Origin of the sequence: Caldithrix abyssi DSM 13497 (assembly GCF_001886815.1) — a bacterium.
Taxonomy (GTDB): domain Bacteria; phylum Calditrichota; class Calditrichia; order Calditrichales; family Calditrichaceae; genus Caldithrix; species Caldithrix abyssi.
Map to the genome: position 1 here is coordinate 929,706 of NZ_CP018099.1, position 24,096 is coordinate 953,801.

General features: G+C 46.1%; 26 protein-coding genes. 19 read left to right on the forward strand and 7 right to left on the reverse strand.

The window, feature by feature from the left end:
* From Cabys_RS03725 to Cabys_RS03735, 3 genes are all read left to right on the forward strand, one after another.
* Positions 1-255 (forward strand): hypothetical protein, encoded by a 255-nt coding sequence (locus Cabys_RS03725; protein WP_006928816.1) that lies wholly within the window; start codon positions 1-3, stop codon positions 253-255.
* Positions 248-1,468, forward strand: a complete 1,221-nt coding sequence (dinB, locus tag Cabys_RS03730) for a DNA polymerase IV (RefSeq protein WP_006928817.1) — start codon at positions 248-250, stop codon at positions 1,466-1,468. Before Cabys_RS03725 ends, dinB begins: the two co-directional genes overlap by 8 nt.
* A 153-nt stretch (positions 1,469-1,621) precedes the next feature.
* The gene (locus Cabys_RS03735) at positions 1,622-2,713 is read left to right on the forward strand and encodes an MBL fold metallo-hydrolase (protein WP_006928818.1); all 1,092 of its coding nucleotides are present in this window, start codon (positions 1,622-1,624) and stop codon (positions 2,711-2,713) included.
* An 18-nt stretch (positions 2,714-2,731) separates the two neighbouring features.
* On the opposite strand, the gene mgtE is transcribed toward Cabys_RS03735, so the two are convergent.
* Genes mgtE through metG form a run of 4 tightly spaced genes read right to left on the reverse strand, consistent with a single transcriptional unit; the run spans position 2,732 to position 7,742 of the window.
* The gene (gene mgtE, locus Cabys_RS03740) at positions 2,732-4,090 is read right to left on the reverse strand and encodes a magnesium transporter (protein ID WP_006928819.1); all 1,359 of its coding nucleotides are present in this window, start codon (positions 4,088-4,090) and stop codon (positions 2,732-2,734) included.
* On the reverse strand, positions 4,077-4,865 hold the full coding sequence (rsmA, locus tag Cabys_RS03745; protein ID WP_006928820.1) for a 16S rRNA (adenine(1518)-N(6)/adenine(1519)-N(6))-dimethyltransferase RsmA: 789 nt from the start codon (positions 4,863-4,865) through the stop codon (positions 4,077-4,079). Before rsmA ends, mgtE begins: the two co-directional genes overlap by 14 nt.
* Positions 4,866-4,891: 26 nt before the next feature.
* Positions 4,892-5,668: a TatD family hydrolase gene (locus tag Cabys_RS03750; protein WP_006928821.1), complete on the reverse strand. Its 777-nt coding sequence runs from the start codon at positions 5,666-5,668 to the stop codon at positions 4,892-4,894.
* Between the two features lie 25 nt (positions 5,669-5,693).
* Positions 5,694-7,742 (reverse strand): methionine--tRNA ligase, encoded by a 2,049-nt coding sequence (gene metG, locus Cabys_RS03755; RefSeq protein WP_044281177.1) that lies wholly within the window; start codon positions 7,740-7,742, stop codon positions 5,694-5,696.
* A 174-nt stretch (positions 7,743-7,916) separates the two neighbouring features.
* On the opposite strand from metG, the gene mobA reads away from it, so the two are divergent.
* Positions 7,917-8,513 (forward strand): molybdenum cofactor guanylyltransferase, encoded by a 597-nt coding sequence (gene mobA, locus Cabys_RS03760; RefSeq protein WP_006928824.1) that lies wholly within the window; start codon positions 7,917-7,919, stop codon positions 8,511-8,513.
* Positions 8,510-9,004 carry a molybdopterin-guanine dinucleotide biosynthesis protein B gene (mobB, locus tag Cabys_RS03765; RefSeq protein ID WP_006928825.1) on the forward strand — a complete coding sequence of 165 codons (495 nt, stop codon included), beginning with the start codon at positions 8,510-8,512 and terminating at the stop codon, positions 9,002-9,004. The genes mobA and mobB overlap by 4 nt, the downstream gene beginning before the upstream one ends.
* A 484-nt stretch (positions 9,005-9,488) precedes the next feature.
* On the opposite strand, the gene Cabys_RS03770 is transcribed toward mobB, so the two are convergent.
* Positions 9,489-9,926, reverse strand: a complete 438-nt coding sequence (locus Cabys_RS03770; RefSeq protein WP_006928826.1) for an Hsp20/alpha crystallin family protein — start codon at positions 9,924-9,926, stop codon at positions 9,489-9,491.
* A gap of 262 nt (positions 9,927-10,188) precedes the next feature.
* On the opposite strand from Cabys_RS03770, the gene Cabys_RS03775 reads away from it, so the two are divergent.
* From Cabys_RS03775 to rplS, 8 genes are all read left to right on the forward strand, one after another.
* On the forward strand, positions 10,189-10,449 hold the full coding sequence (locus tag Cabys_RS03775) for a DUF6504 family protein (protein WP_006928827.1): 261 nt from the start codon (positions 10,189-10,191) through the stop codon (positions 10,447-10,449).
* Between the two features lie 435 nt (positions 10,450-10,884).
* Positions 10,885-12,237, forward strand: coding sequence for a 16S rRNA (cytosine(967)-C(5))-methyltransferase RsmB (rsmB, locus tag Cabys_RS03780; protein WP_006928828.1), 1,353 nt, complete (start codon positions 10,885-10,887; stop codon positions 12,235-12,237).
* 155 nt (positions 12,238-12,392) lie between these two features.
* Entirely contained in the window at positions 12,393-13,718 is a 1,326-nt protein-coding gene (ffh, locus tag Cabys_RS03785; protein ID WP_006928829.1) for a signal recognition particle protein, read from the forward strand.
* A 25-nt stretch (positions 13,719-13,743) separates the two neighbouring features.
* Positions 13,744-14,178, forward strand: coding sequence for a 30S ribosomal protein S16 (rpsP, locus tag Cabys_RS20685; protein WP_006928830.1), 435 nt, complete (start codon positions 13,744-13,746; stop codon positions 14,176-14,178).
* Positions 14,179-14,276: 98 nt separating this feature from the next.
* Positions 14,277-14,507, forward strand: a complete 231-nt coding sequence (locus Cabys_RS03795; RefSeq protein WP_006928831.1) for a KH domain-containing protein — start codon at positions 14,277-14,279, stop codon at positions 14,505-14,507.
* A gap of 6 nt (positions 14,508-14,513) precedes the next feature.
* Positions 14,514-15,017, forward strand: coding sequence for a ribosome maturation factor RimM (rimM, locus tag Cabys_RS03800; protein WP_006928832.1), 504 nt, complete (start codon positions 14,514-14,516; stop codon positions 15,015-15,017).
* Position 15,018: 1 nt separating this feature from the next.
* The gene (gene trmD, locus Cabys_RS03805) at positions 15,019-15,720 is read left to right on the forward strand and encodes a tRNA (guanosine(37)-N1)-methyltransferase TrmD (protein WP_006928833.1); all 702 of its coding nucleotides are present in this window, start codon (positions 15,019-15,021) and stop codon (positions 15,718-15,720) included.
* A 19-nt stretch (positions 15,721-15,739) separates the two neighbouring features.
* A complete protein-coding gene (gene rplS / locus Cabys_RS03810; RefSeq protein WP_006928834.1) occupies positions 15,740-16,081 on the forward strand; it encodes a 50S ribosomal protein L19 in 342 nt (113 codons plus the stop codon).
* A gap of 101 nt (positions 16,082-16,182) precedes the next feature.
* Here the strand turns inward: rplS and Cabys_RS19980 are convergent, their stop codons facing one another.
* Positions 16,183-16,392, reverse strand: a complete 210-nt coding sequence (locus Cabys_RS19980; RefSeq protein ID WP_044281179.1) for a hypothetical protein — start codon at positions 16,390-16,392, stop codon at positions 16,183-16,185.
* A gap of 318 nt (positions 16,393-16,710) precedes the next feature.
* Here Cabys_RS19980 and Cabys_RS03820 point away from each other — a divergent pair, with 318 nt between their 5' ends.
* The 6 genes from Cabys_RS03820 to Cabys_RS03845 all read left to right on the forward strand — a co-directional run bounded on the left by Cabys_RS03820 (position 16,711) and on the right by Cabys_RS03845 (position 22,032).
* Positions 16,711-18,393: an Ig-like domain-containing domain gene (locus Cabys_RS03820; protein WP_006928835.1), complete on the forward strand. Its 1,683-nt coding sequence runs from the start codon at positions 16,711-16,713 to the stop codon at positions 18,391-18,393.
* Positions 18,390-19,211 (forward strand): diaminopimelate epimerase, encoded by an 822-nt coding sequence (gene dapF, locus Cabys_RS03825; protein WP_006928836.1) that lies wholly within the window; start codon positions 18,390-18,392, stop codon positions 19,209-19,211. The genes Cabys_RS03820 and dapF overlap by 4 nt, the downstream gene beginning before the upstream one ends.
* Positions 19,212-19,250: 39 nt before the next feature.
* Complete coding sequence (locus Cabys_RS03830; RefSeq protein WP_006928839.1) at positions 19,251-20,183, forward strand: tetratricopeptide repeat protein; 933 nt, start codon at positions 19,251-19,253, stop codon at positions 20,181-20,183.
* Positions 20,184-20,297: 114 nt separating this feature from the next.
* A complete protein-coding gene (locus tag Cabys_RS03835; protein WP_006928840.1) occupies positions 20,298-21,374 on the forward strand; it encodes a mannose-1-phosphate guanylyltransferase in 1,077 nt (358 codons plus the stop codon).
* Positions 21,375-21,407: 33 nt separating this feature from the next.
* Positions 21,408-21,683: a hypothetical protein gene (locus Cabys_RS03840; RefSeq protein WP_071961262.1), complete on the forward strand. Its 276-nt coding sequence runs from the start codon at positions 21,408-21,410 to the stop codon at positions 21,681-21,683.
* A 19-nt stretch (positions 21,684-21,702) separates the two neighbouring features.
* Positions 21,703-22,032 carry a PilZ domain-containing protein gene (locus Cabys_RS03845; protein WP_225868934.1) on the forward strand — a complete coding sequence of 110 codons (330 nt, stop codon included), beginning with the start codon at positions 21,703-21,705 and terminating at the stop codon, positions 22,030-22,032.
* A gap of 280 nt (positions 22,033-22,312) precedes the next feature.
* Here Cabys_RS03845 and Cabys_RS03850 read toward each other — a convergent pair whose 3' ends face one another.
* Positions 22,313-23,899 (reverse strand): IS1182 family transposase, encoded by a 1,587-nt coding sequence (locus tag Cabys_RS03850; RefSeq protein WP_006929930.1) that lies wholly within the window; start codon positions 23,897-23,899, stop codon positions 22,313-22,315.
* Between the last annotated feature and the right edge of the window lie 197 nt (positions 23,900-24,096).

The window sequence follows — 24,096 nt, forward strand, 5'->3', positions numbered from 1 at the left end:
ATGATTTTCGAAGATATTTTTGAACCCATTGAAGTGATCAGCCACTTTAAAGACGGGCAAATACGCCCCCTGCGCTTTAAATGGAACGGCCGGGTGTACAAGGTGCACCAGTTGAACGGCCACTGGGTGAGCAACCAGGGCTACAGCAAGCAGTACCATTTTTCGGTGATGGCCGACACCTCGGATTACTTTGAGCTGTTGTTCGACAGCGGCAATTTTGACTGGCAAATCGCGCGGGTGTGTCTGGATGGCTGAGCAAACCGTTATCATGCACATTGACGCGGACGCCTTTTTCGCCTCGGTGGAGCAGGGCTTTAATCCCCGGCTGCGTGGCAAACCGGTGATTGTGGGCGGCCTGGAAAATCAGCGCGGCGTGGTGCATACGGCCAGTTACGAAGCGCGGGCCTGCGGAGTGCGCACGGGTATGCCGCTATTCAGGGCCAGGGCGTTGTGTCCGCAGGCGGTCTTTCTCAAAGGCAACTACGAACACTACCGCGCGGTGTCCGAAGTTTTCCGGGAAGTCTATTTGAAATACACGCCTGAGGTAGAGTTTACGTCGTTAGACGACGCCTATCTAAATTTAACCGGCGCCATGCATCTCTATCCTTCGGCGCGCCGGGTTGCCGAAGAGATTAAAGCGGAAGTCTGGCGGCGGGTGGGCGTCAGTCTTTCGGTGGGCATTGGCAGCAACAAGGTAATTGCGCGCATTGCTTCCGGGCTTAAAAAACCGGGCGGCGTAGTGGAAGTGCCGGCGGGCAAAGAACGCGAGTTTTTAGCCGGACTGCCGGTCGATGCGTTGCCCGGCATTGGCCCCATGGCGCGCGAAAAATTGTTCGATCTGGGAATTTTCAAGGTCGGTCAACTGGCCCGTCTGCCCAAAGGCATCATGGAACAGTTATTTGGCAAAAACGGGATTAAAATCTGGCATTTTGCCCGCGGCGAAGACGATCGGCCGGTGGCGGCAAAAATCTTTCCTAAACAGATCAGTCGTGAAACCAGCTTTGAAGAAGACACCGCCGACCTGGAACTGGTGCGAGGCACGTTGCAATATTTGTGCGAGCGCATTGGCAAAAAATTACGCAGCGAGGAGCTGACCTGCCGAGCCCTGGCCATCAAAATCAAGTACTCTGATTTTAAATTTCACACGGCCAGCGCGCGTCTGCCCTTTGCCACGAACAACGGCAACGAGCTGGACAAAATAGCCCGGCAACTATTTGAACAAATTCGTCTGCGCCGCACGCGCATCCGTCATGTGGGCGTTTCCGTAAGCCACATCGAAGCGCTGAATTACCAGCTAACGTTGTTCAACGACAAAACGCGCCGCGAAGTACTGGATGCGGCCATCGACGAAATCCGCGAGCGTTTTGGTTTTATGGCCATTTTACCCGCCGACACCCTGCAGCTACGCCGCAAATACCGCATGGAGCCCAACGGCTACATCCTGCACAATCCGGCCTTAACACGGTAGTCCTTTTGCAAAAAATAATTCTTTGAAAATAAGCGTTTTTCTTTTAAAATAGTTTTAGCGGCGCGCATGGCCGGGTGGACGCCCTTTTCGGATGAATCTATTTGCAGTTAATTTCGTACAGTTTTTAAAGCGCCTTAATACAGGAAAATTCAGATGATGAAAATCCGTTTAAAAACCATAAGCATGGGAATTTTAATGATGGTGACCGCCGCAAATTTTTCTTTTTCACAAACGCATTACGACGGCCAGAAGTATTTTAATCCTTTTCCCGGATTCAAAAAACGTACTTTTGGAGATTTATTGAAGTGGATGGTGTGGGATCGCCTGACCGGCAAAAGGGCGATCGTTCGTTCGCAAAACCATAATTTCGAAGTGGTAAAAGACCACCGTCTGCTCAAACAAAATGCGAATGAGCCGCTGGTGGCCTGGATTGGCCACTCCACTTTGTTCCTTCGACTGGACGGTGTAAACATTTTAACCGATCCCATTTTCAGCGAACGTTGTTCGCCGTTTCAGGCGGTTGGGCCCAAACGCATCGTCCCGCCGGGCATCGCCCTGGACAGCCTGCCGGAGATCGACCTGGTTTTGATTTCGCACGATCATTATGATCATCTGGACAAAAATACCATTCTGCGTCTTGGCAACAAACCCTTTTACCTGGCGCCGGCCGGTGTGGGAGAAATCCTTAGATCATGGGGGATTACAAACTTTGTCGAACTGGATTGGTGGGAAGAAATCGGTTTTAATCAATTAAAGATTGTTTGTACGCCGGCTCAGCATTTTTCGGGCAGAAATCCGTTTCAGCAAAACAAAACACTGTGGGCCGGCTGGCTCATTCAAAGTCGTACGCTAAATGTTTATTACGCCGGAGACACCGGCTATTTTCCTGGTTTTACGGAGATTAAAAGACGTTATGCGCCCATCCATGTAGCAGCCCTACCCATTGGCGCCTATCAACCGCGCTGGTTTATGAAGCCGGTGCACATGGATCCCCCGGAAGCGGTGAAGGCCTTTCAGGAGCTGGAGGCGGAAGTTTTTATTCCCGTTCACTGGGGCACCTTTAAATTAGCCGATGAACCCATGGATGAACCGCCCGGAGTTTTAAAAGAAAGCGCAGAAAAGTCCGGGCTGCAGCCCGAGCGCTTCTGGATTTTAAAACATGGCGAAGTGCGGAGCCTGAAAATAATTGCACAAAAAATAGAAGCCGCCGGGCAGGAGAGAGCGTCGTTGACGCAAAAACGTTAAGGCAGAAAGATATTTTGCCTACATGCCGAAATTTATGACCACGGTCGTAATGGTCAGGTAAATCAAGATGCCCAGAATGTCGTTGGTGGTCGAAATAAAAGGCGCGGCTGCCAGCGCAGGATCGATGTTCAGGCGCTTGAAGGTCAGGGGAACCAGGGCGCCGATAATAGCTGCGTTGTTGATGACCACAAAAATGGAAACGGAGAGAATCCCGGCAAAAAAGGCGGAATCCCACAGGTAAACGATGATGAACAGCACCGTGGCAAAAAATAAGCTGTTTAGAAAAGAAATTTTTAATTCTTTCAGCAAACGCGGGCCGGTATCACGCAGGCTTAAATCTCCGGTTGCCAGACCGCGAATAACAATAACGCTGGCCTGTTGTGCCGTGGAACCGCCCATGGCCATAATAACAGGGATAAAGAAGGCGATCATCAATTTGTGTCTTAAGGTAACATCAAACTGATTTAAAATAAAGGCAGCCAGCAGTTCGCCTAAAAATGCGACCATAAGCCAGGGCAGGCGAGCCCGCGCCAGTTTGGAGATCGATCCTTCTGTAATCTCTTCATCCGGCGCGCCGGCAATAAAGGCCATGTCTTCAGAGCCTTCTTCCTCCAGAACATCCACAATGTCGTCGATGGTAATGCGCCCGATCAGGTGGTTTTCCTGGTCCACAACAGGCATGCTGACCAGATCGTATTTACGAAAGATGTTGGCCACCTCTTCCTGATCCATATCCGGCGTAATTTTGGGCAGGTCGGTTTTCATAATCTCTTTTAAAGTCGTGTAATCTTCGGCCAGAACAAGATCGCTCAGCGCAACCACGCCCACCAGATGATTTTCATCGTCAATCACATAAATATAGTAAACGTCCGTGACTTCCTGTTCGGCCTTTAAACGGCGGATTTCCTGGATGGCCTGCTCTACGGTGGCATCCATGGGCAGGGCCACATATTCCAGGGCCATAATACCGCCGGCCGTATCCTCATCGTAATGCAGCAGCTGTTTAATTTCGTCCGAATCTTCTTCCGGAATGCGTTCTAAGATTTCCGGGACGATTTCATCGGGCAGAGAGGATACGAAATCCGCGGCATCGTCGGAATCCATCTCATCGACAATGGCCGAGATTTTTTCCACGCCCAGTTCTTCGGTCAGTTCTTCCATCAGGGGCGGATCGAGTTCGGCCAGAACGCTGCTGGCCACTTTAGGCGGCAAGATCGAAAAAAGGTAAATCCGCTCGTCTTTTTTAACATGCGAAATGATCTGCGCAATGTCTGCCGGATGCAGATCGATTAAAATATTCTGCAAGGCGCCGGTATTTCTTTTGTCGATTAGTACTTCGATGTCTTTTAGAATATCATCGATATCAATTTGTTTCATTCTTTAATACCTTGTCTATGACGTTTGTGATGTGTTTGAACGCATCAACGGTTAATTGTTCTGGACGTTTTTTTAAGATCGATTGATCTAAGGAATTTAATACTTTTTCTTCAAAAATTCTACCTAAACTGTTTTTTAAAGTTTTTCGGCGGAAGTTAAAGGCGGAGCGCACGATTTTTCTGAATAAATCCAGATTCTGGATGTCTTTGATTTCTTTAAAAAACTTCAGCGAAATAACGGCCGAATCGACGGCGGGCGTGGGGAAAAAGTTTCCGCGTTTTATTTCGAAAAGATAATCGATCTCGGCATAGGCGCGTGTTATGACCGAAAGAATGCCGTAATCTTTATTGCCCGGGCTTGCACTGATGCGTCGCGCCACTTCTTTTTGCGTCATTAAAACGGCCTGCGCCACACATTGATAATGATCTATCAAATGAAAGAGAATAGGGCTGGTAATGTGGTAGGGCAGGTTTCCGATAATTTTGAGAGGTTTACCGTCGGCCAGCGCGCAAAAATCGACGGTTAACACATCCTGATTTATTATTTTGATCTGCTGGCCAAATCGGTCGTCCAGGTGTTCAACCATGCGCCGGTCAATTTCGATGACGATGCATCGTTGAGAAGGGATCTGCACCAGCCGTTGGGTAAGCGCTCCCTGTCCCGGGCCAATTTCCACCACTACATCTTCTGGTTCAATATTCAGGGCATCCACTATTTTTTGCTGGTAAAATGGATTGGTTAAAAAATTTTGAGAGAATCTTTTTAAGGGACGCATGGAAGTATTTCTGCTTCAGTCGGGCGTTAAATATTAAGTTTTTTGAACAGATGTTTGGCGTTGTCGGTGGTAATTTGCCCCAGTTCTTCAATGCTGATCTGTTTAATTTCTGCAATTTTTTTTGCCGTGTGCACAATAAAAGCCGGTTCGTTGCGTTTGCCGCGTAGCGGCGCCGGGGTTAAAAACGGGCTGTCTGTTTCCAGCAAAAGCCGTTCTACCGGTGTTTTTTTTACCAGGTGCTCCATCTTCGAGTTTTTAAAGGTGATGTTGCCCGTAAAAGAGATGAAAAACTGGGTTTCGAGAATTTGTTCCAGATACGCCTCATCACCGGAAAAGGAATGGAGCACGCCTTCGGTTTTGGCCAGCGAATTGGTAGCGATCAGTTCCAGTAAATCGGCGTGCGCATCACGATTATGGATAATTAAAGGCAAATCTAATTGTTGGGCAATGCTCGTCTGGTAGATGAAAACGTTTTTTTGCACTTCTTTCGGCGCGCGCATGTGGTAATAATCCAGCCCGATTTCGCCGATGGCCACTACTTTTTCATGTCGGGCGAGTTCTTCGATCACATCAAAATCACGATCTGGCACATCGGAGCATTCGGTTGGATGAATGCCCACGGCGGCAAACAGCGTGGCGTATTTTTCGGCCAGATCGACCGCCCGTTTTGACGATTCCAGATCAACGCCAATGGTAATAATGCCGGCCACTCCGTTTTCGATGGCGTGTTGAATCACGATTTCCCGGTCTTCGTCAAAAAGATCAAAATCTAAATGGGCATGAGTATCCACAAAAAGTTCCATGAGCTTTCCTTTCCTGAAAATCCGATTAGCTAACCGTGCTGCCCGCAGGCAGGTCGTCATCCATTACCGTAATCAGCGATAGTTTTCCGTCCGCCGAAGCCGCCAGCAACATACCGTTAGATTCAACGCCAAAGAGTTTAGCCGGTTGCAAATTAGCCACCACAATCACTTTTTTGCCGATTAACGCTTCCGGCCTGTAATGTTCCGCAATGCCCGCCACGATTTGTCTTTTTTCGTCGCCCAGGTCCACCTGCAATTTCAACAGTTTTTTGGATTTGGGAATAGCCTCTGCCTCCAGAATTTTGGCCACCCGTAATTTTACCTTTTGAAAGGTCTGGTAGTCGATTTTTTCTTCGGGTACCATTTGCGCATTGTTTTCCAGCGCCGCCTGCAGTTTTTTAATTTCGGCCTCTATGACCTCATCTTCAATTTTTTTGAATAAAATTTCGGGTTTGTTCAAAAGATGGCCTTCCGGTAGGCGGTTTTTATTGATTTCATCCCATTGATGTTCCTGGCCCATGTTTAAAATTTTCCAGATTTTGCGCGCCGTAAAGGGCAGCAGTGGTTCGCTTAAAACCGACAGGACTGAAACGGTTTGCAGACAAAGATTTATGGTTGTGGCGCACGCTGCTTTGTCGGTTTTGCGTGTGCTCCACGGTTCTTTGTCGTTAAAATATTTGTTGGCAAAACGCGCCAGATCCATAAATTCGCGCACATAGGCTTTAAATTGGAACGAGTCAATCAGCTCGCCCAGCCGTTCCGGAGCTTCTTCTAATCGACTAAGCAATTCTTTATCCAGATCGTCCAGCTGGTGCAACGGAGGAACTTTGCCCTCAAAATAGCGATGGGCAAAGCTTAGGGTGCGGTTCACAAAGTTGCCAAAAATATCGGCCAGCTCGTTATTGTGCCGCGCCTGAAAATCTTTCCATGAAAAATCTGCGTCGCGGTTTTCGGGCAAAATGCTGGCCAACACGTAGCGTAAAGAATCGGGTTCGAACTTTTGCAGATAATCCTCCAGCCAAACAGCGTAGTTACGACTGGTGGAGAGTTTATTGCCTTCCAGATTTAAAAATTCGTTGGCCGGCACATTATCCGGCAAAACAAAATCGCCGTGAGCCATCAACATGGCCGGAAAGATCAAGCAGTGAAAAACGATATTGTCTTTGCCGATAAAGTGTACCAGGCGCGTTTTCTCATCTTGCCAGTATGTTTTCCACAACTCTGGATTACCTTTTTGAACGGCCCACTCTTTGGTTGCAGAAATGTAACCAATGGGCGCATCGAACCACACGTAAAGCACTTTACCGGTCGCGTCCACGCCGTATTTTTTAGCGACATCCTGCGGAACGGGAACGCCCCACGGCAGATCGCGCGTCACTGCCCGATCGGAAAGTCCTTCCGTGAACCAGCTCTTAATTTGTCCTAGCACATTTGCCTTCCAATCGTCATGTTTTGCAATCCATTCTTCAAGTGTCTTCTGAAATCTGGCCAGCGGCAAATACCAGTGCGTGGTTTCTTTAAGTTCTGGTTTGGCATTGGTAATGGCCGAGCGGGGATTAATCAACTCCGCTGGACTCAATGACTTTCCGCATTTTTCGCACTGATCGCCGTAAGCGTTTTCAAAACCACAGGAAGGACAGGTGCCGATTACAAAACGATCGGCTAAAAACATTTTAGCTTCCGGATCGTACAGTTGTTTTTCGCTTTTTAGCACAAAGACTTCTTTTTCGGCCAGAACGCGGAAAAAATCCTGGCTGGTCTGATGGTGCACTGGCGAAGAGGTGCGGCCATAGTAATCAAAGCTCATGCCGAAGCGGGCAAAGCTCTTTTTATTCAATTCATGGTAGCGATCTACTACGTCCTGCGGGGAGACGCCCTCGGCCCGGGCGCGCAGCATAATCGGTACGCCGTGCTCATCCGATCCACAGATGTAAATGACATCCGAACCTTTTAAGCGGTGAAAACGCACAAAAATATCGGCCGGTAAATAAGCGCCGGCTAAATGTCCCAGATGAATCGGCCCGTTAGCATACGGTAAAGCGCTGGTTACTAATATTCGTTTTTTCAAAACCATTCCTCGTTTTTATATTTCGTTACAACAGGCTGCAATTTAAAACAGTGTTCCAAATTTTGCAAATGGCAAACCGAAAATAGCATAGTTGGGCCGAAAAGAAGCGGCCGGACAAAAAAGTTGGCCTAAATAGTCAGGATCGTTAAATTGTACATTCAGGAAAAAAAATGGAGAGCGATGAAGATAACAGAAGCCAGCGCGGCAATTATTGCCGGAGGAAAGAGCAGACGGTTCGGCAGCCCGAAACATCAGGCGCTGTTCTGCGGCCGCCCGTTAATCGAATGGAGCATCGAGCTGGCCGCAAGTTTAAGCGAACGCATCATTTTAATCGCTTCCGAAAAGCAGCTGGAACAAAAATTTGGCCTGCCGGTAGCTGAGGATGTTGTGCCGGGCAAGGGGCCCCTTGGAGGCATTTTAACGGCTTTAAAACATATCGAAACCGAATGGTTGTTTGTGCTACCTGTGGATATGCCCCTGTTAAAAAAAGACATCTATTTTAAGCTGTGGGAGCGCAGAAAAAATGGGCGTCCAGTGGTTGCCGTGAGCGATACAGGCATTGAATCCATGGTCAGTTTGTGGCGACGTTCGCATGCCGCGCTGATCGAATCGTTGATTATGAGCGATCAGTTGAAAATAAACGTTGCTTTAAGAAAGCTCAATGCTGAGGAGGTCTTTTTCCCCGCTGAATTTTCAGTCTTTTTCTCAAATATTAATTTTAAGGAAGATCTCGCACGTCTGGAAAAAATTTCGAAAGCACGGGGGCGCGCTTCATGAAATTTAAAGGATTGAATGTTTTGCAAATTGTCGGTCCTAAGAATGCGGGTAAAACCATGCACGCCGAGTGGTTGATTTCAGGCCTGAAAGAAAGGGGCCTGCGCGTCGGCGCGTTAAAACACAGCTCGCATCCCCATCCCATCGATCGGCCGGGCAGCGATTCGTTTCGCCTGCAAAAGGCAGGAGCCAGCCCAACCGTCTTTTACAGCGCGAATAGCATGGGCATTTTTTATCCGTCCATTGATGAAAAAGAAGCAGATCGGCTGCTGGCGGCCGCTTTTAAAGAGGTGGATCTGGTCATTGTCGAATCGTTTAACACGGCGAACGGGCCCAAAATTGTTCTGGATGAAGATGGCCATCAGTGGAAACATTTTACTCAGGTGATTGCCGTGATTTCCGAAACCGCCCTGCCAACCGATTTACCGCTTTTTAAAAAATTTGACGAGCGATTGATTGACTTTGTCATTCAATATTTTCATCTGAAGCGTTAAAACGCTTTTTGTCGGCAAGTTTTTTTTTGACTTCTTAATGCTGTTCACACTTGTCCAAAATTGGAGTTTTGAAAAGGGCAATTCTAACTCGGTACGCTTGATGAGGATGTCTCAAAAGCGACATCAAATGTATGTTTATAAAAAAATAGGGAAAAATTTACAATAGCCCTCACCCCCCTTCCCCCTCTCCCGATTTTCGGGAGAGGGGGAATTAAAGGGGGTGAGGGAAAGAAAAACTTTATAAAAATACATTTTCTTTGACTTTTGGGACAGCCCCATCAAAAGGGGGTATCCTAAAATCGACCTGAACAGGCAAATAATAAATGATGCAGCATAACTCTTTAAATAACAATATACTTGTATTGAGATTTCCTTTACAATGTCATGTTGACCGGAGGACAGGCGCGGGGGTAGTGGGAAAAGGCAAAAAAAACCTCCCGCAAAGTACAACTTTTCGGGAGGTTTTTAGCAGGGTAGGTTAATTTTATTTAGTTTTGACTTCAATTTTTTTACCTTTGGCCGTTTCGGATTTTGGCAGATGGAGCGTTAATACGCCGTTCTTGTATTCCGCCTCAATTTTATCCACATCCACATCGCCTGGCAGGGTTAAGCTACGCGTGAATTTACCAAACCAGCGTTCACGACGGAAGAGGGTGCCTTCTTCTTTGAAATCTTCTTTCTTCTCGCCGCTAATGGTCAGCACGTCGTCCTTTATGGAAATATCGATGTCGTCTTTCTCCATTCCCGGAACTTCCAGCGTGATGCGGTAGGCGTCTTTCAATTCTTCGACGTTCATTAACGGAATCAGGCTGGAGACCGGTTCGGCCAGGCGAGTGTCCATGCTAAAGAAGTCATCTAACATGCGATCGAAAACATCGTTAATGCGGCTCAAGCCCATCATTGGTTCCCATTTGACTAACATGGCTCTCACCTCCTTTCATTTTAGTTTAGTTTTGTTTTAATTTTCTGAAAAAGAATTTTACAAACTACGTGCCAGAATTTACCGGTAAAACCTAAAACATTGAAAATTAAAGAATAAACTGTGTTGTCGGAGGCGGGACAGGCGCTTTGTCTGGCAAAAGTAAACTGCATTGCTGACACACACCATTCTTTACCTTTGACACAGGTTGTGACAATTTTAAAGATGGTTTGCATTCCACATTTCGGCTGGCTAACTTGACGATATGAAAGAAAAAAAGATGATTTTTGCCATTGTCGAGGTTGTGACTTACGACGGCGGCAAAAAAGCGGAACGGCCGCTTCGTTTTGTGTACGAGGGGAAAACGTACCTGGTGGCGCAGGTAATCGACCGCTGGTACGAGGGGCATCCTGTGGCCGGACGCCCCAATTACAACTACTTTAAAGTGCTAACCACCGATGGCGAAATTTACATTTTGCGCTACAATCAGCGCTACGAGGTGTGGTCGATGTTAATAAAAGGTTGAACCAGGGCAGCACAGCCGCAAGCAAAAACATTTCCGCAGGGATTTGAGCGACCACAGAGCGCACAGCGCACGGCGCACAGAGAAGTCACAAAGGGCGCAAAGAATGTTTTAAATTAAAATAGTTTCAATTCCTCTCGCCTCCTGCACTCACTTTCCCAGAATAAATGTCTGGGAAAGGTGAAGACCTTTCCGTTGGAAATTTTTCTCCAATGATGTTCAATATTTGCGCATTTGTAAATTTCTATTCAACCATTCAACCAATCAACTCTTACACTTCCAAAAAATGAGAGATATTACATATCTACTTTGAGCGCCATGTCGTACATACCTACGTTTAGCGGGCGGTGGAGTTTCTCGATTTGTCATTTTGCCATTTCTTTGTTATTTTTGTGCGCCCTTTTGAGTAATTGAGAAACTAAAACAACTGAAAGCAATATGAGCAAAAAACCAAAAACAGCCCGGGCGCTGGCTTACGAAGTTCTGTTTAAATTCGAAAAGACGTTTGATCGTTTAGATCAATTGACCGAGCGGGCGCTGGAACAAAATGAATTGAGCGGCCGCGAAAGGCGCTTTTTTAAAAATTTAACTTCCGGCGTGGTGCGCCACCGATTGTACCTGGATTGGATTGGCAGCCAGCTTTACAAAGGACGCTACAAAAAGCTACTGATCAAGTTTAAGGTTCTTTTGCGTTTGGCGCTTTACGAATTGATCTTTTTAACGGCCATTCCAGAGCACGCCACGTTAAACGAATATGTTGGTTTAACAAAGAAAAAATTAAACAATTTCCAGGCAAAATTGTTGAACGGTTTGCTACGCAACTATTTGCGGCAAAAAGAAACGCTCGATCCCGCCAAAAAGATCGAGGATCCTCTGAAGCGGCTGAGCGTGCAATATTCTTTCCCCGAATGGCTGATTAAACGCTGGATTGGCTTCTGGGGTGAGGCAGAGACCGAAGCCCTGTGTAAAAAGTTAAATGAACCGCCCGATTTCGATGTGCACATCAACACGCAAAAGATCAGTCCTAAAAAATTCAAAAATCTTTTAAAAGAAAAAAAAGTGCCCTTTGTGGAAGCGCCGTTTGATACCACTATTGTAAGAGTAAAAGACGTACAGCCCTTTTTGCGCGAACGCTGGTTCGAGAAAGGCTATTGCGTAATTCAGGACGAAAGCGCGGCGCTGGTGGTCGAGCAAATGGCGTTGACAGAAAAGAGTAAAATTCTGGACATGTGTGCGGCGCCCGGCGGAAAGTACGCGCAATTGCTTAAAAAGCGTCCGTCGCAGGGCATGGTTGTTGCTGCCGATATTGATAAGGAACGTTTGAAAAGAGTGAAACAAAATGTGCAAAAATTGGGACTGGAGGGCGGACTGTTTGTCGTTGCCGACGGTAAAAATCCGCCGTTTAAAAAGGTTTTTGATCACATCCTGATCGACGCGCCCTGCACCGGCCTGGGCGTCATCCGCAAGCATCCGGATATTAAATGGCGCCGTAAGTTCGAAGAGATCATCGAGTTTTCGAAAATTCAGGAAGATTTGCTGGAAGCGGCGGATCGCATTCTCACGGAAAACGGACGGCTGATCTACAGCACCTGTACCATCGATTATTTCGAAAATGAAAATGTGGCTAAAGACTTTTTGCAAAAACATGCGGAAAAGTACGCCGTGCAAAAGCCGAAAGTAGCGCACCCATCCATGCTTTCAGAAGATTTTGTCCGAATACAGCCGCATCGGCACGAGATGGACGGCAGCTTTTGCGCGGTCTTTAAAAAAATCAAAGATGATGCTGAATAATAAGCGCCGGTTTCTGAAAAGTTGTCCCAGAGCCCTGGCAGGAGCTGGGAATAATCCAAAAAAAATTGCATTTTTTTAGGAATAATCTTGATAAAGTGCTCTAAATTAATTACATTTAGCGGTCATAATAAAAATTGGACTGATGTCGGTAAGCTATGCTTGAAGAACTAACTTCTAAACTGGAATCGACGTTTCGGCGGTTACGCGGATACGGGAAATTAACGGAAAAGAATATTGCCGATTCTTTAAAAGAGATTCGGCGCGCCCTGTTAGAGGCCGATGTTAATTACAAAGTCGTCAAAGATTTTGTAGCGTCGGTGCAAAAGAAGGCCGTTGGCGAAGAGGTTTTACGCAGCGTAACGCCCGGTCAGATGATTGTGAAAATCGTTCACGACGAAATGGTGCGTTTGCTGGGCGGCACCACGGCTACCCTCAAAACGGCCGGTATTCCGCCAACCATCATCATGCTGGTGGGTTTACAGGGCTCCGGCAAAACCACTTTTGCCGCCAAGCTGGCAAAGTATCTGCAAAAAAAGAATCGAAAACCGTTGCTTGTGGCGGCGGATGTTTATCGTCCGGCGGCCATTCAGCAGCTTAAAATTTTAGGGCGCAGTATTAACGTGCCGGTATATGAGGAGGGCATTGGCGATCCGGTGAAAATCGCCTTCAATGCCATCAGTTATGCGCGTCAACACATGCTGGATACCATCATCCTGGATACGGCCGGTCGTTTGCACATTGACGAGCAGATGATGGAAGAGCTGGTTAAAATTAAAAAACGCATTCGACCGCACGAAATTTTGTTTGTGGCCGACGGCATGACCGGTCAGGATGCGGTGAACACGGCCAGCCAATTTGCCGAGCGCTTGAATTTTGACGGCGTGGTGCTGACCAAAATGGACGGCGACGCGCGAGGGGGCGCCGCGCTTTCGATTAAGGCCATTACCGGCAAGCCCATCAAGTTTATGGGCGTGGGCGAAAAATTAGAAGATATTGAACAATTCCATCCGGATCGCATGGCTTCCCGTATCCTGGGCATGGGCGACGTGGTCACCCTGGTGGAAAAGGCCCAGGAGACGATCGATCAGGAAAAAGCGGCCAAATTAGAACAAAAATTACGCAAGGCCGAGTTTGATCTGGAAGATTTTCTGGATCAGCTGCAGCAGATCAAAAAAATGGGTTCTCTGGAATCCATTTTGCGCATGATTCCCGGCGTGGGCAGCCAGTTGAAAAACGCGCAGGTTGACGAGAAGAATCTGGTGCGCGTTGAGGCGATCATCAATTCTATGACCAAAGAAGAGCGGCGCAATCCCAAAATATTAAACGGCAGCCGCCGCAAACGAATCGCCATGGGCAGCGGAACCAGGGTGCAGGATGTGAATCAGTTGATGCGTCAGTTTGAGCAGATGAAGAAGATGATGAAGCAAATGAAGAATAAATCATTCCGGGGATTCGGCGGAATGCCGTTCGGAATGGGTTAACAAAAAAATAATTGGAGGTTTAAATTTGGCAGTCAGAATTAGATTACGTCGGATGGGCAGAAAGAAGAGACCATTCTACCGCATAGTGGCGGCTGATAGTCGTTCGCCGCGCGATGGACGATTTATTGAGACACTGGGCACATACAATCCATTGGAAGAGCCGGCAAGCGTTGAGATCCAGGAAGAACGTATTTTCTACTGGTTGCAAAATGGCGCGCAGCCCACACAAACCGTAAAGAATTTGCTGCGCCGTAAAGGCCTGTGGCTGAAATGGGATTTGATGAAACACGGCGCCGCACCAGAGAAGATCGAAGAAGAGTTTAAAAAGTGGGAAGCGCTCCAGGTTGAACGTCAAAAACGTTTAGAAGCAAAAAAAGCGCAGGCTTCCAGACAGACTGAAGACAAAGCAGAAGAAAAGGCAGCCGAAGAACAAACGAATTCTGAGGCACAAGAGGCGTAAAACTCTTGTTTTTTCGACAGAATCTTGCTATAATAATAGGAAACCATTATAGTTAACTGCAGTTGTGAGTTCACTAAACGGAGGGACGTATTGTGGATATGAAAAATTTCGTCGAATTCATCGCCAAGCATCTGGTTGACAAACCTGATGAAGTTCAGGTAACCGAAGTCGAAGGTGAGCGTGTCACGGTTTACGAGTTGCGCGTTGGTGAAGGCGATCTGGGCAAGGTTATTGGTAAACGAGGTCAGACTGCTAAATCGATTCGGACGTTGTTGGCGGCTGCTTCTGCTAAACAGGGTAAACGTGCTGTTCTGGAAATTCTCGAATAAGCGAGAATGTTTGTTGTCGGAAGGGTTCTAAAACCGCAAGGTATTAATGGCTCGGTAAAAGTGGAAATCATTACCTCTTTTCCCGAGCATTTCATGGACTTGAAAAAAGTCTATGTCCAAAAAGAAAATAAGAAACAAGCCTATTCGATAGAACAGGTACGTTTGTCGAATAGGTTTGTTTTTATTAAATTTGCCGAAGTGAATAGTATTGAAGAAGCCGAAACACTTCGCAATCAATACCTTTATATTACCGGGGACGACCTGATGCCCCTGGGAGAAGACGAATATTACATTCATGATCTCCTGGGACTTAAAGTGTTCGATGAGGCTGGTACGTACCTCGGCGTTATTAAGGACGTGTTAACCTATACGGCTAATGACGTTTATGTGCTGCACACCGAAGACGGACGCGAGGTGCTGTTGCCGGCTATTAAATCGGTTGTTAAAAAGGTGGATGTGCAGGCAGGCGTCATGACCATTCATTTGATGGAAGGTTTGTTCGATCTTTGAGATGCGAATCGATATTATAACGGGATTTCCCAAAATTCTTGAGCAGCCCCTGAACGAAAGCATTATTAAAATGGGGCGACGGAAAGCGGCGGTGGATATTCACATCCACGACCTGCGGGATTTTACCACGGACAGGCATCGCACGATCGACGATTATCCGTACGGCGGCGGTCCGGGAATGGTGCTGAAAATCGAACCCTTCTATCGGGCGCTGAAAAAGATCTTTGAAACCCAGGATGTGGCAAAAGCTCATATCGTGCTGCCCTCGCCAAGAGGACGTACGCTTACTCAATCGGTCGTAACCGAATTGAGCATTAAAGAACATCTGGTCTTTTTGTGCGGGCACTACAAAGGGATCGATGAACGGATTCATGAGTTTTTCAAGATCGATGAAATCTCGATTGGAGATTACATCCTGAGTTCCGGAGAGGTGGCGACTCTGGTAATGATTGACGCCATGGTCAGATTGCTGCCGGGCGTCATTAAGGACATTAATTCGGCCTGGACCGATTCGTTTTCCGACGATTTGCTGGACGTGCCCTATTACACCAGGCCGGAAGAGTTCGAGGGGAAAAAGGTGCCCCCGGTGTTGCTTTCGGGCAATCACCAAAAAATAGCGGAATGGCGACAAAAAATGCGGGAGAAAATCACCCGCCAGCGTCGCCCGGATTTGTACGAAAAGTATTTAAAATCAATTAAATAAAAAAGAGTGAGACAGAACGATGGATATTTTACATCAGGTTACAGCAAATCAGTTGCGCATGGACATCCCTGAATTCAAAGCAGGCGACACCGTGGCAGTTCATGTCCGCGTGATCGAAGGTAATAAAGAACGTATTCAGGTTTTTCAGGGCGTTTGCATCAAGCGCAAAGGCGGCGGCATTCATCAAACGTTTACCGTACGCAAAATTTCCAATGGCATTGGCGTAGAAAGGATTTTTCCTGTGCACTCGCCTAAAATCGCCAAAATCGAAGTTTTGAAGCGGGGCCGTGTGCGTCGCGCCAAACTTTACTATCTGCGTAAGCTGCGCGGTAAAGCCGCCCGCATCAGAGAAAAGAAGTAGTGTTGCAGGCCGCCGCTTTTCGGCGGCTTTTTACTTTTATGGCCGATTGAAGTCGGTTGTGCCCATACTCACTCCTTTGACTTAGCCAGCATTGCAGCAAGCTAAAAATCAATGATTAAATCAACCGCAAAGAGATTTTGAATCGTAATTCTTTTTCCACGCAGATTGGGCGGGTCTTCGCAGAAAAAATGCTCCCTTCGACTACGCTCAGGGAGCGAAATCGAAACTCTGCCCTGAGCGAAGTAGAAGGTGGTGGCGCCGTCGAAGAAAGCTCCTTCATAACCAACGGTTGCTTCGGCTACGCTCAGCAACCGTTACACACCCGCTCCCTGAGTGCTGTCGAAGGCCTGCCCTGAGCAAAGTCGAAGGGGAACTGGCCTATCGAAACGAGCGCGAGAAAAAACGCAAACGAAAATCATTCGCCCCCCTCCTAAACCGCTAAACTTCTAAACCACTAAACCCTTACACTTTACCCGTCACGCGTTACGTATTCCCCCCGCAAAAACGCCGGAACTTTGGAAAGACGTCTTTTATTCCGGTAAAAAACACTGTTTGCACCATAAATACTTTGCCTTTAATCCTTTTTCACCGCTATATTACCATAAAGTTTTAAATGGAGAACGATTTGCGTGAAGTTTCTTAATAAAACACTGCTGCTGATGATTTTGCTGACAATGGGATGCGCCGTTCAGGCGCCGCCTTCCGGTGGCCCGGTCGATCGGACACCGCCGGAGATTGTTTCCGTTTCCCTTTTGCCCGGCTCCATCCATGTGCCCGTCGATTTAAAAGAGATCGAAGTTATTTTTTCCGAAAGAATGAAAGAGGGCAGCGAACGGAACAACCTCTTCGTCTCGCCGCCGGTTGAATTTGTGCACAACTGGCGTAAGGGGAAAATTTTAAAAATAGAATTTTTGCAAGAGCTGAAAGCGGAACAGACCTACGTATTTACCATTGGTCGCGGGCTACAGGATTTACGCAATAACAAAATGGCTCAGAGTTTTGCGCTGGCTTTTTCCACCGGCGACACCATCGATCAGGGAAGAATTAGCGGAAAGGTGTACGGTTTAAAGCCCAACGAAACGTTCAACATTTTTGCCTATCTGTTGTCCGATAGCTCCGCTTTTAACCCTTTTGACCAAAGGCCGGATTATATTTCACAAAGCGGCGAGGAAGGTCGTTTTACCCTTGGTTATTTGCGCAACGGATGTTATCGCATTATAGCTGTTAATGACCGAAACCACAATTTATTGTTAGACGCGGCACTGGAACGTTTTGCTCTGGGGTACACCGATGTCTGTCTGGACAGCGCCCGTCATGATGTTAGCGGTTTTGAGCTGCAGCCCGCCGGTTTTGATACCGTAGCGCCGCAGATCATCAGCGTACGGGCTCTGTTTAATGATTTTGTTCGTGTCCGTTTCAGCGAGCCTCTGTGGTTCGATTCGGCTTTTACCTGTACGCTGCAAGATAGCGCCACCTTACAGGCCTTTCCGGTTTTAGATTTTGGCCGCAATCCGGAAAATAAAAACTGGCTGGAAATTTTAACTCAACCGCTGGACAGCGGAAAAACATATCTGGTACGCTTTAGCCATTTGCAGGATAGCAGCGGCAATCGGCAAAGCAAAAATCTTTCGCTATTCTTCAAAAGTTTTGCCAAAGAAGACACCTCGAAGTTCAGATTATTGACCTTTTCTCCGGCGGATAGCGCCAGAAAGGTAAGGCCGGAAAGTGAAATCTATTTAAAATTTTCTCATCCCATAAACAGAAAAACGCTTATTGAAAATTTTAATTTAACCTTAAAATCAGGCGCTAAGGTCGAAGGCGCCTGGCACTTTGCCTCGCTGTACGAAGGCGCTTTTAAACCGGCCGGTTTTTTGCAGCCCGATTCGCAATACATGGTTCATCTTGATCTTGCCAAAGTGCGCGATTTTAGAGGAAGGCCGCCGGTGGATTCGTTGCCGTTTTTTGTTTTTACCGTGATCTCTCAAAAAGAACTGGGCGAGGTGAGCGGCGCCATTAATATCGTCAATCCACAAAGGCCGGTGGTTTTGCGTTTGCGCTCCCTTGGCCGGCAAAATTTAATGTTAACGCGCACCATCCGCAATCGAAACGCCTTCAAATTCTCGTTCGTGCCCGAAGGGCAGTATTTGCTAAGTGGTTTTATCGATTTAAATGAAAATAAGAAATTTGACAGAGGCCGCCTGAATCCGTTTCGTTTTTGCGAACCGTTCGCCTATTCGACGGATACCATTCGGGTAAGAAAGCGCTGGGAAACAGCCGGCATTAAGTTTAATTTACCGGAAGCCAGGAAATGAAAAAGATTATCCCTTTTGCCAAAATTGAGGCAACCGGCAACGATTTTATCATTTTAGATGATCGCGAAATCGCTGCGGCATTGCTCTCGCCAGAAATGATTAAAAATTGGTGCGACCGTCATTTTGGCATTGGCGCGGATGGCCTGATCCATGTGAGTGTCTCCGGACCGACCACGCCCAGGATGCTATTCTTTAACGCCGACGGTTCGCGAGGCGCAATGTGCGGCAACGGGTTGCGCGCCGTTGCGTTGCATTTGCTAACCATTGGCGTGTGCCATAAAAAACATGATAACTTTATCGAAGCAGATGACGGGCTGCACCGCTTTACAGTTGACGAGCAGGGCCGAATTTCCGTTGAATTGCTGCTAAATGAGCAGAACGAAAAAAAGATCGACGCCGCAGCACTCGATTTACCCGCAGGAATTGAGTTGTTGGGTTTTAAGCAGGTAGGCGTTCCGCATCTGGTATTAAAAACAGAGCTGGATGAATTCGCGGATTTTGAAAAATTAGGCCGCCGCTTGCGTTCGCATCCGCTATTTGGGGCGCAAGGGACCAATGTGAACCTCATCCGCATGGTCGATGAAAACACCATAAAAGTAAGAACCTATGAACGGGGCGTGGAGGGCGAGACCTTTTCGTGCGGCACGGGCGTTACAGCCTGTGCGCTGCTTTGCTGGGAGTGCTTTTCTCCGTCTCAAAAAACGTTAACCGTTCAAACACGCGGCGGAATTCTTAAAGTTGAGCAAAAAAGCGGTCGATTATGGCTTGGCGGGCCGGCACACATCGTTTTTATCGGCCAGAAGATATTAGAAAATTAATCGTTTTTCCTTGTCATAATAAATGCGTGGGAGGGAACCATGCGTTGGATTATTGTTTTTATGCTCAGCATTTTATTGTCTGCCTGTGCCGTTTTTAAACCGCCGGAAAAAGCCGCCCCCAAAATTGCAACACCGGCCGCGCCGCTTAAAATACAAAGCGCCATCGATAGTCTGATTAATGAGGGAATTAACCATCATGCCAGCGGTAACGATACACTGGCCATTGCCTGCTGGTTAAAAGTGATGAATTACACCGACACCATCCCCGATGTCTTTAACTACCTCGGCGTTGCCTATCAAAAACTGGGGCAATTCGAGCGCGCTCTGGACTATTTTAAAAGGGCCGTCCAATTAGACAGCGCCTACTATGAGGCCTTCAATAATGCCGGCTACATGTTGTTGTATCTCAATCAATTTGACGAAGCGAAAAAGTATTTTGAAAAGGCGTTAAGCCTGAACCCACAATTTGAGCGGGCAAAGGATAACCTGAAACTGGTTGAAAAAATCCTGACAGGAAAACTAAACTGGCAGGTCTTTTCGCTGGCAGAAAGCATTCAAAAAAAGGGCGACTATCTCGAAGAAATAGAAGGCTATCAAAAAGTGTTGCAAATGGACTCTTCTTACGCCAAAGCCCACAACAACCTGGGCGTAATCTATTATTATGAGGGAAAAACCGACAGCGCGTTTAAGCATATTCGCCTGGCCCTTTATTACAATCCCGACTATCCCGAGGCCATCAACAATCTGGGCTATTTGCACAAAGAGACAGGAAATTACGATCTGGCCTTACGTCTTTTCTTTAAAGCGTTGACTTTAAAACCCCGATATATCGGAGCGTTGAATAATCTTGGCGAAACCTATTATTTAAAAGGCGAACTTCAAAATGCGCGGCGCGTTTTTGAAACAGTGCTCGATCTTGAAAAAAACAACAGAGTGGCCAAAAACTGGCTACAAAAACTGGATTCTCTTTAAAAATTAATGTTCTTAAGTTTTGAAGGCATTGCTATTTTTTGTTAATTTGTGTACTCGTATTTACGCATTAACAAAGAACATCATACGGGCAGCAAAGAAAATAAGGAGGCTGGAATGCACATCATTTTAATGGCTGGTGGAATGGGAACACGGTTTTGGCCCAGAAGTCGGAAGAACTCCCCGAAACAACTTTTGAATCTGGTTGGCGACAAAACAATGATTCGCATGACCTATGAACGTGTTAGAGGATTAACGGCCGATAAAAATATATTAATTATTACCAATCAGGAACTCAAAGAGGCCATCCATCAACAAATCCCGGAAATTCCGTTAAACAATATCATTGCCGAGCCCTTTGGCAAGAATACCGCTCCCTGCATAGGATTGGCGGCCGCCATCGTACGCAAAAGAGCTTCAATGGAAGAGCCGATGGTCATTTTGCCGGCCGACCATCTGATCAAAGAAGTCGATGTTTTTCAGGATATCATCCGCACCGGCGTCGAATACGCCCGCCAGAATGATGCGTTGATTACCCTGGGTATTACGCCTGCCTATCCGGAAACCGGTTACGGATATATTCAACGAGGCGAGGCCGTGGCAACGCTCAATAATCGTACGGTGTACAAGGTCAAAACCTTTGCAGAAAAACCGAATCTTGAAGCCGCGCAATTATTTTTGCAAAGCGGCGATTTTTTGTGGAATAGCGGAATGTTTATCTGGAAAGTAGGAACGATCTGGAAAGAATTTGTTACCCATCAACCGGAAATGGCCGAAGGCTTCGAAGAGATCTATCAAAGCATTGATAGCAATCGATTTGAAGAGACCGTTTTGGATGTTTACATGCGCGTTAAGTCCATTTCCATCGATTACGCCATTATGGAAGTGGCGCAGTCCGTTTATATTATTGAAGCGGATTTTAAATGGAACGACGTTGGCTCCTGGGAAGCGGCCTATGCCATTTCTGAAAAAGACGAACAACAGAACGCCATCACCGCGCAAAATCAGGTTGTAATTGATTCTAAAAATAACTTAATTTATGCTCCTAAAAAATTGGTGGCTTTGATCGACGTTGAAAACTTAGCCGTTGTTGAAACCGAAGACGCTATTTTGATTTGCAAAAAAGACAGTTCACAACGGGTCAAAGAAGTGATCGACGACCTGAAACAACGAAATCTGGAAGAGTATTTGTGAAAACAGGCGTTTAAATTTCAGGGAATGCACGCTGTGACAAAACCGAAAAAAAAACCGAATGAAAAAGAAGAAAAAGTTTTGCAAGAACTGTTAGACTTACTGGAAAAGTTGTCGATCCATGTACGTTACGACCGTGGTTTTTTCAATGGAGGGCTGGTACGCTACAAAGATCAGTTATATTTGTATTTGAATCGTAAGGCCGATTCTGCCAGTAAAATTGATTTGATAGTGGAGGAGTTAAAGTACATTCATATTCCGGAAAATCTTCTTTCGGATAATTTAAAACCCTATTTTCAATTAAAAAATTAGGAGGCCAGCGTTGGATTTTGTGGGACGCGGCGCAAAACGCCTGGAAACAGAAAATTTATTAGCTTTTAAATTATTCGATGCGCAAAAACGGATTGTGCTACAGGGCGTTGTGAAAACCATTGATATTAGCCGTACCGGAATCAGCATCGATTCTTTCGATCCCATGGAAGTCGGTTCTCCTATTGAATTGACCATCGGTTTTGGCGAAAATGTGGTAAAGGCTAAAGGAACGGTGAAAAACTGTGTGAAAAGGTCGAGAAAAACCTATCATGTGGGAATCGAGTTTGAATATTTGAGCGATGAGGATTTAAATAAAATTGCCATGGTGTATCCGGAAATTCTGAAATAAAGATCGTAACCTTCTGTCCTTAACCAGGGTAGCGCAGCCGCAACCAAAAACATTTCCTCAGAGATTTAAGCAACCACAGAGCGCGCAGCGCACAGCGCACAGAGAAGTCGCAAAGGGCGCAAAGAATGTTTTAAATTAAAAATAGTTTCAATTGCCCCACGCCCGGCACTCACTCTCCCAAAATAAAAGTCCGGGTGAGTGGGACGCTGAACGTGGACAGTTGCCATTCAACCAATCCCACCATGGAGGCTGTTGCATGGGGGGGGGGAGGAATTAATGTTTATATTCTCCGATATTGATAATTTTTTCTCATTCTTAAACGTTGGGCAAAATATAGAATTAAAAATGCCAAAATATTCTTTGAAAATAAAATTAATAGATCATCTTTTTCTTGTGATGCTTTTATAAACGCTGCTAAACGTTTCCCTAACATATTTTTAAATAGAACATTAATATTATGCCCAATACACATTAACGTAAATTCACTACGAACATTATTAAGACCAGATAAGGAAAATCCACGATAGCCTAAATTATGCTTCAAATTACCAAAAACAGGTTCAACTGTCACCGAACGCTTCTTTAGTCGTTCCTGCGCCGCTGAAGTTTGTAACTTTTTCGCCATACGTTCGCAATAACTCTCATTAACTGAACGATGGATTTGCTTAACTTTCTTTTTACTGGAAATGCATAAATTAATTAAGGGACAGTCCTGACAATCATTGGAACGATATACGATCCGTTCGCTATTCCTCTCAACTGGAAAAAGCTTCTTACCCGCCGGACATTCATAGTAATCTCCCTGTTCATGATACACAAAATCACTTCGTTTTAGTTTTCTTTCTTCTTTTTGCAATTCTTCCTTGGAGGTCGGTGTCTCCTTTATCGAACGATTGGATAACTGGGGATCGGCTATTACGGCATCGATCTGCTTTTCTTCCAATTCTTTTAGGTCTGCGCTATTGTGATAACCGGAATCGGCTGTGTAAGATCGCTTATCATCTGAACCAAGATTCTTCTCTACTTGTTCTTGGATCGGTATGAATTGACCCTGGTCGTTGGGCTGGCTTACCACTTCATGGGCTACAATTAAATGACTGGACATATCTACGCCTAATTGTGCGTTATAACCCGGCCCATCCACCGAAGGCATCATGCGGGCATCCGGCTCTTTTACATTTATTTGATGTCTTGAACGATGTTCTGATTTGAGCTGTTTCTTACGCTCTTTCAATTGGGCTTTACGTTCTAATATCTCTTTCTCTAAGCGCTCAAGCCGTTCTTTCTCCGCTCGAAGAGTTTCTAAATCTAATTCATCCGTGGCCCCCTGTTCTACAAAATTACAGCGCTGCATGTATTGCTTGATCTCTGCTCTTAACTTCTCTATACGTTTGTCTAATTGATCCTCAGTGTAGCCATGACGCTTACTGCTGTGCGCTTTGATTTTCGTGCCATCTATGGCTATCTGGTTGAAACTACTTATGCCTTCGGCCTGGGCAATTAAAAGTATCTCTACAAAATATTGGTCTAATAAATCCAAATGTGCCTTGCGAAAACGACTTAATGTACTATGATCCGGATGCTGATTCCCAGTGATATAAATGTAGCGCGTATCATATTTACACAATTCCTCCAGCTTACGGGTGCTGGTAATGCCGTTACTATAAGCATAAAACCATAAGGCAAGCATCATGTCTGGGGCATAAGAATCACCGCCTTGTGAACTATAACGGGAATAAAGTGCACTTAAATCAAGGCGCGAAACCAACTCCACTACAAATCGACTCTTTGGATCGTCTCTGGCAAAATCTTCCACACTATAGCCAAAGAGATTCATTTGTGAGCGATTATAAGTAATAAAACTCATGGAATTCCTTTGTTATTACTTGTTTTATCTGTCGCCCAGAATTTACAAATTTTTTGAATTTTACTCAAACTGAATTTGCAACAGCCTCCATGGCGGTACAGATGCTACGAAAGAAGTATTCCAAATAAACAAGGGCTCCTGTCAATCTTCTCATTTTTTTAAATATCGTTCGATTTTTTTTACATAATTATCGAAAT

What these genes read in the sequence shown, in the direction of transcription:
- Cabys_RS03725 (WP_006928816.1), top strand. Translation starts at nt 1, where the DNA reads ATGATTTTCGAAGATATTTTTGAACCCATTGAAGTGATCAGCCACTTT.
- dinB (WP_006928817.1), top strand. Translation starts at nt 248, where the DNA reads ATGGCTGAGCAAACCGTTATCATGCACATTGACGCGGACGCCTTTTTC.
- Cabys_RS03735 (WP_006928818.1), top strand. Translation starts at nt 1,622, where the DNA reads ATGATGAAAATCCGTTTAAAAACCATAAGCATGGGAATTTTAATGATG.
- mgtE (WP_006928819.1), bottom strand. Translation starts at nt 4,090, where the DNA reads ATGAAACAAATTGATATCGATGATATTCTAAAAGACATCGAAGTACTA.
- rsmA (WP_006928820.1), bottom strand. Translation starts at nt 4,865, where the DNA reads ATGCGTCCCTTAAAAAGATTCTCTCAAAATTTTTTAACCAATCCATTT.
- Cabys_RS03750 (WP_006928821.1), bottom strand. Translation starts at nt 5,668, where the DNA reads ATGGAACTTTTTGTGGATACTCATGCCCATTTAGATTTTGATCTTTTT.
- metG (WP_044281177.1), bottom strand. Translation starts at nt 7,742, where the DNA reads ATGGTTTTGAAAAAACGAATATTAGTAACCAGCGCTTTACCGTATGCT.
- mobA (WP_006928824.1), top strand. Translation starts at nt 7,917, where the DNA reads ATGAAGATAACAGAAGCCAGCGCGGCAATTATTGCCGGAGGAAAGAGC.
- mobB (WP_006928825.1), top strand. Translation starts at nt 8,510, where the DNA reads ATGAAATTTAAAGGATTGAATGTTTTGCAAATTGTCGGTCCTAAGAAT.
- Cabys_RS03770 (WP_006928826.1), bottom strand. Translation starts at nt 9,926, where the DNA reads ATGTTAGTCAAATGGGAACCAATGATGGGCTTGAGCCGCATTAACGAT.
- Cabys_RS03775 (WP_006928827.1), top strand. Translation starts at nt 10,189, where the DNA reads ATGAAAGAAAAAAAGATGATTTTTGCCATTGTCGAGGTTGTGACTTAC.
- rsmB (WP_006928828.1), top strand. Translation starts at nt 10,885, where the DNA reads ATGAGCAAAAAACCAAAAACAGCCCGGGCGCTGGCTTACGAAGTTCTG.
- ffh (WP_006928829.1), top strand. Translation starts at nt 12,393, where the DNA reads ATGCTTGAAGAACTAACTTCTAAACTGGAATCGACGTTTCGGCGGTTA.
- Cabys_RS03795 (WP_006928831.1), top strand. Translation starts at nt 14,277, where the DNA reads ATGAAAAATTTCGTCGAATTCATCGCCAAGCATCTGGTTGACAAACCT.
- rimM (WP_006928832.1), top strand. Translation starts at nt 14,514, where the DNA reads ATGTTTGTTGTCGGAAGGGTTCTAAAACCGCAAGGTATTAATGGCTCG.
- trmD (WP_006928833.1), top strand. Translation starts at nt 15,019, where the DNA reads ATGCGAATCGATATTATAACGGGATTTCCCAAAATTCTTGAGCAGCCC.
- rplS (WP_006928834.1), top strand. Translation starts at nt 15,740, where the DNA reads ATGGATATTTTACATCAGGTTACAGCAAATCAGTTGCGCATGGACATC.
- dapF (WP_006928836.1), top strand. Translation starts at nt 18,390, where the DNA reads ATGAAAAAGATTATCCCTTTTGCCAAAATTGAGGCAACCGGCAACGAT.
- Cabys_RS03830 (WP_006928839.1), top strand. Translation starts at nt 19,251, where the DNA reads ATGCGTTGGATTATTGTTTTTATGCTCAGCATTTTATTGTCTGCCTGT.
- Cabys_RS03835 (WP_006928840.1), top strand. Translation starts at nt 20,298, where the DNA reads ATGCACATCATTTTAATGGCTGGTGGAATGGGAACACGGTTTTGGCCC.
- Cabys_RS03850 (WP_006929930.1), bottom strand. Translation starts at nt 23,899, where the DNA reads ATGAGTTTTATTACTTATAATCGCTCACAAATGAATCTCTTTGGCTAT.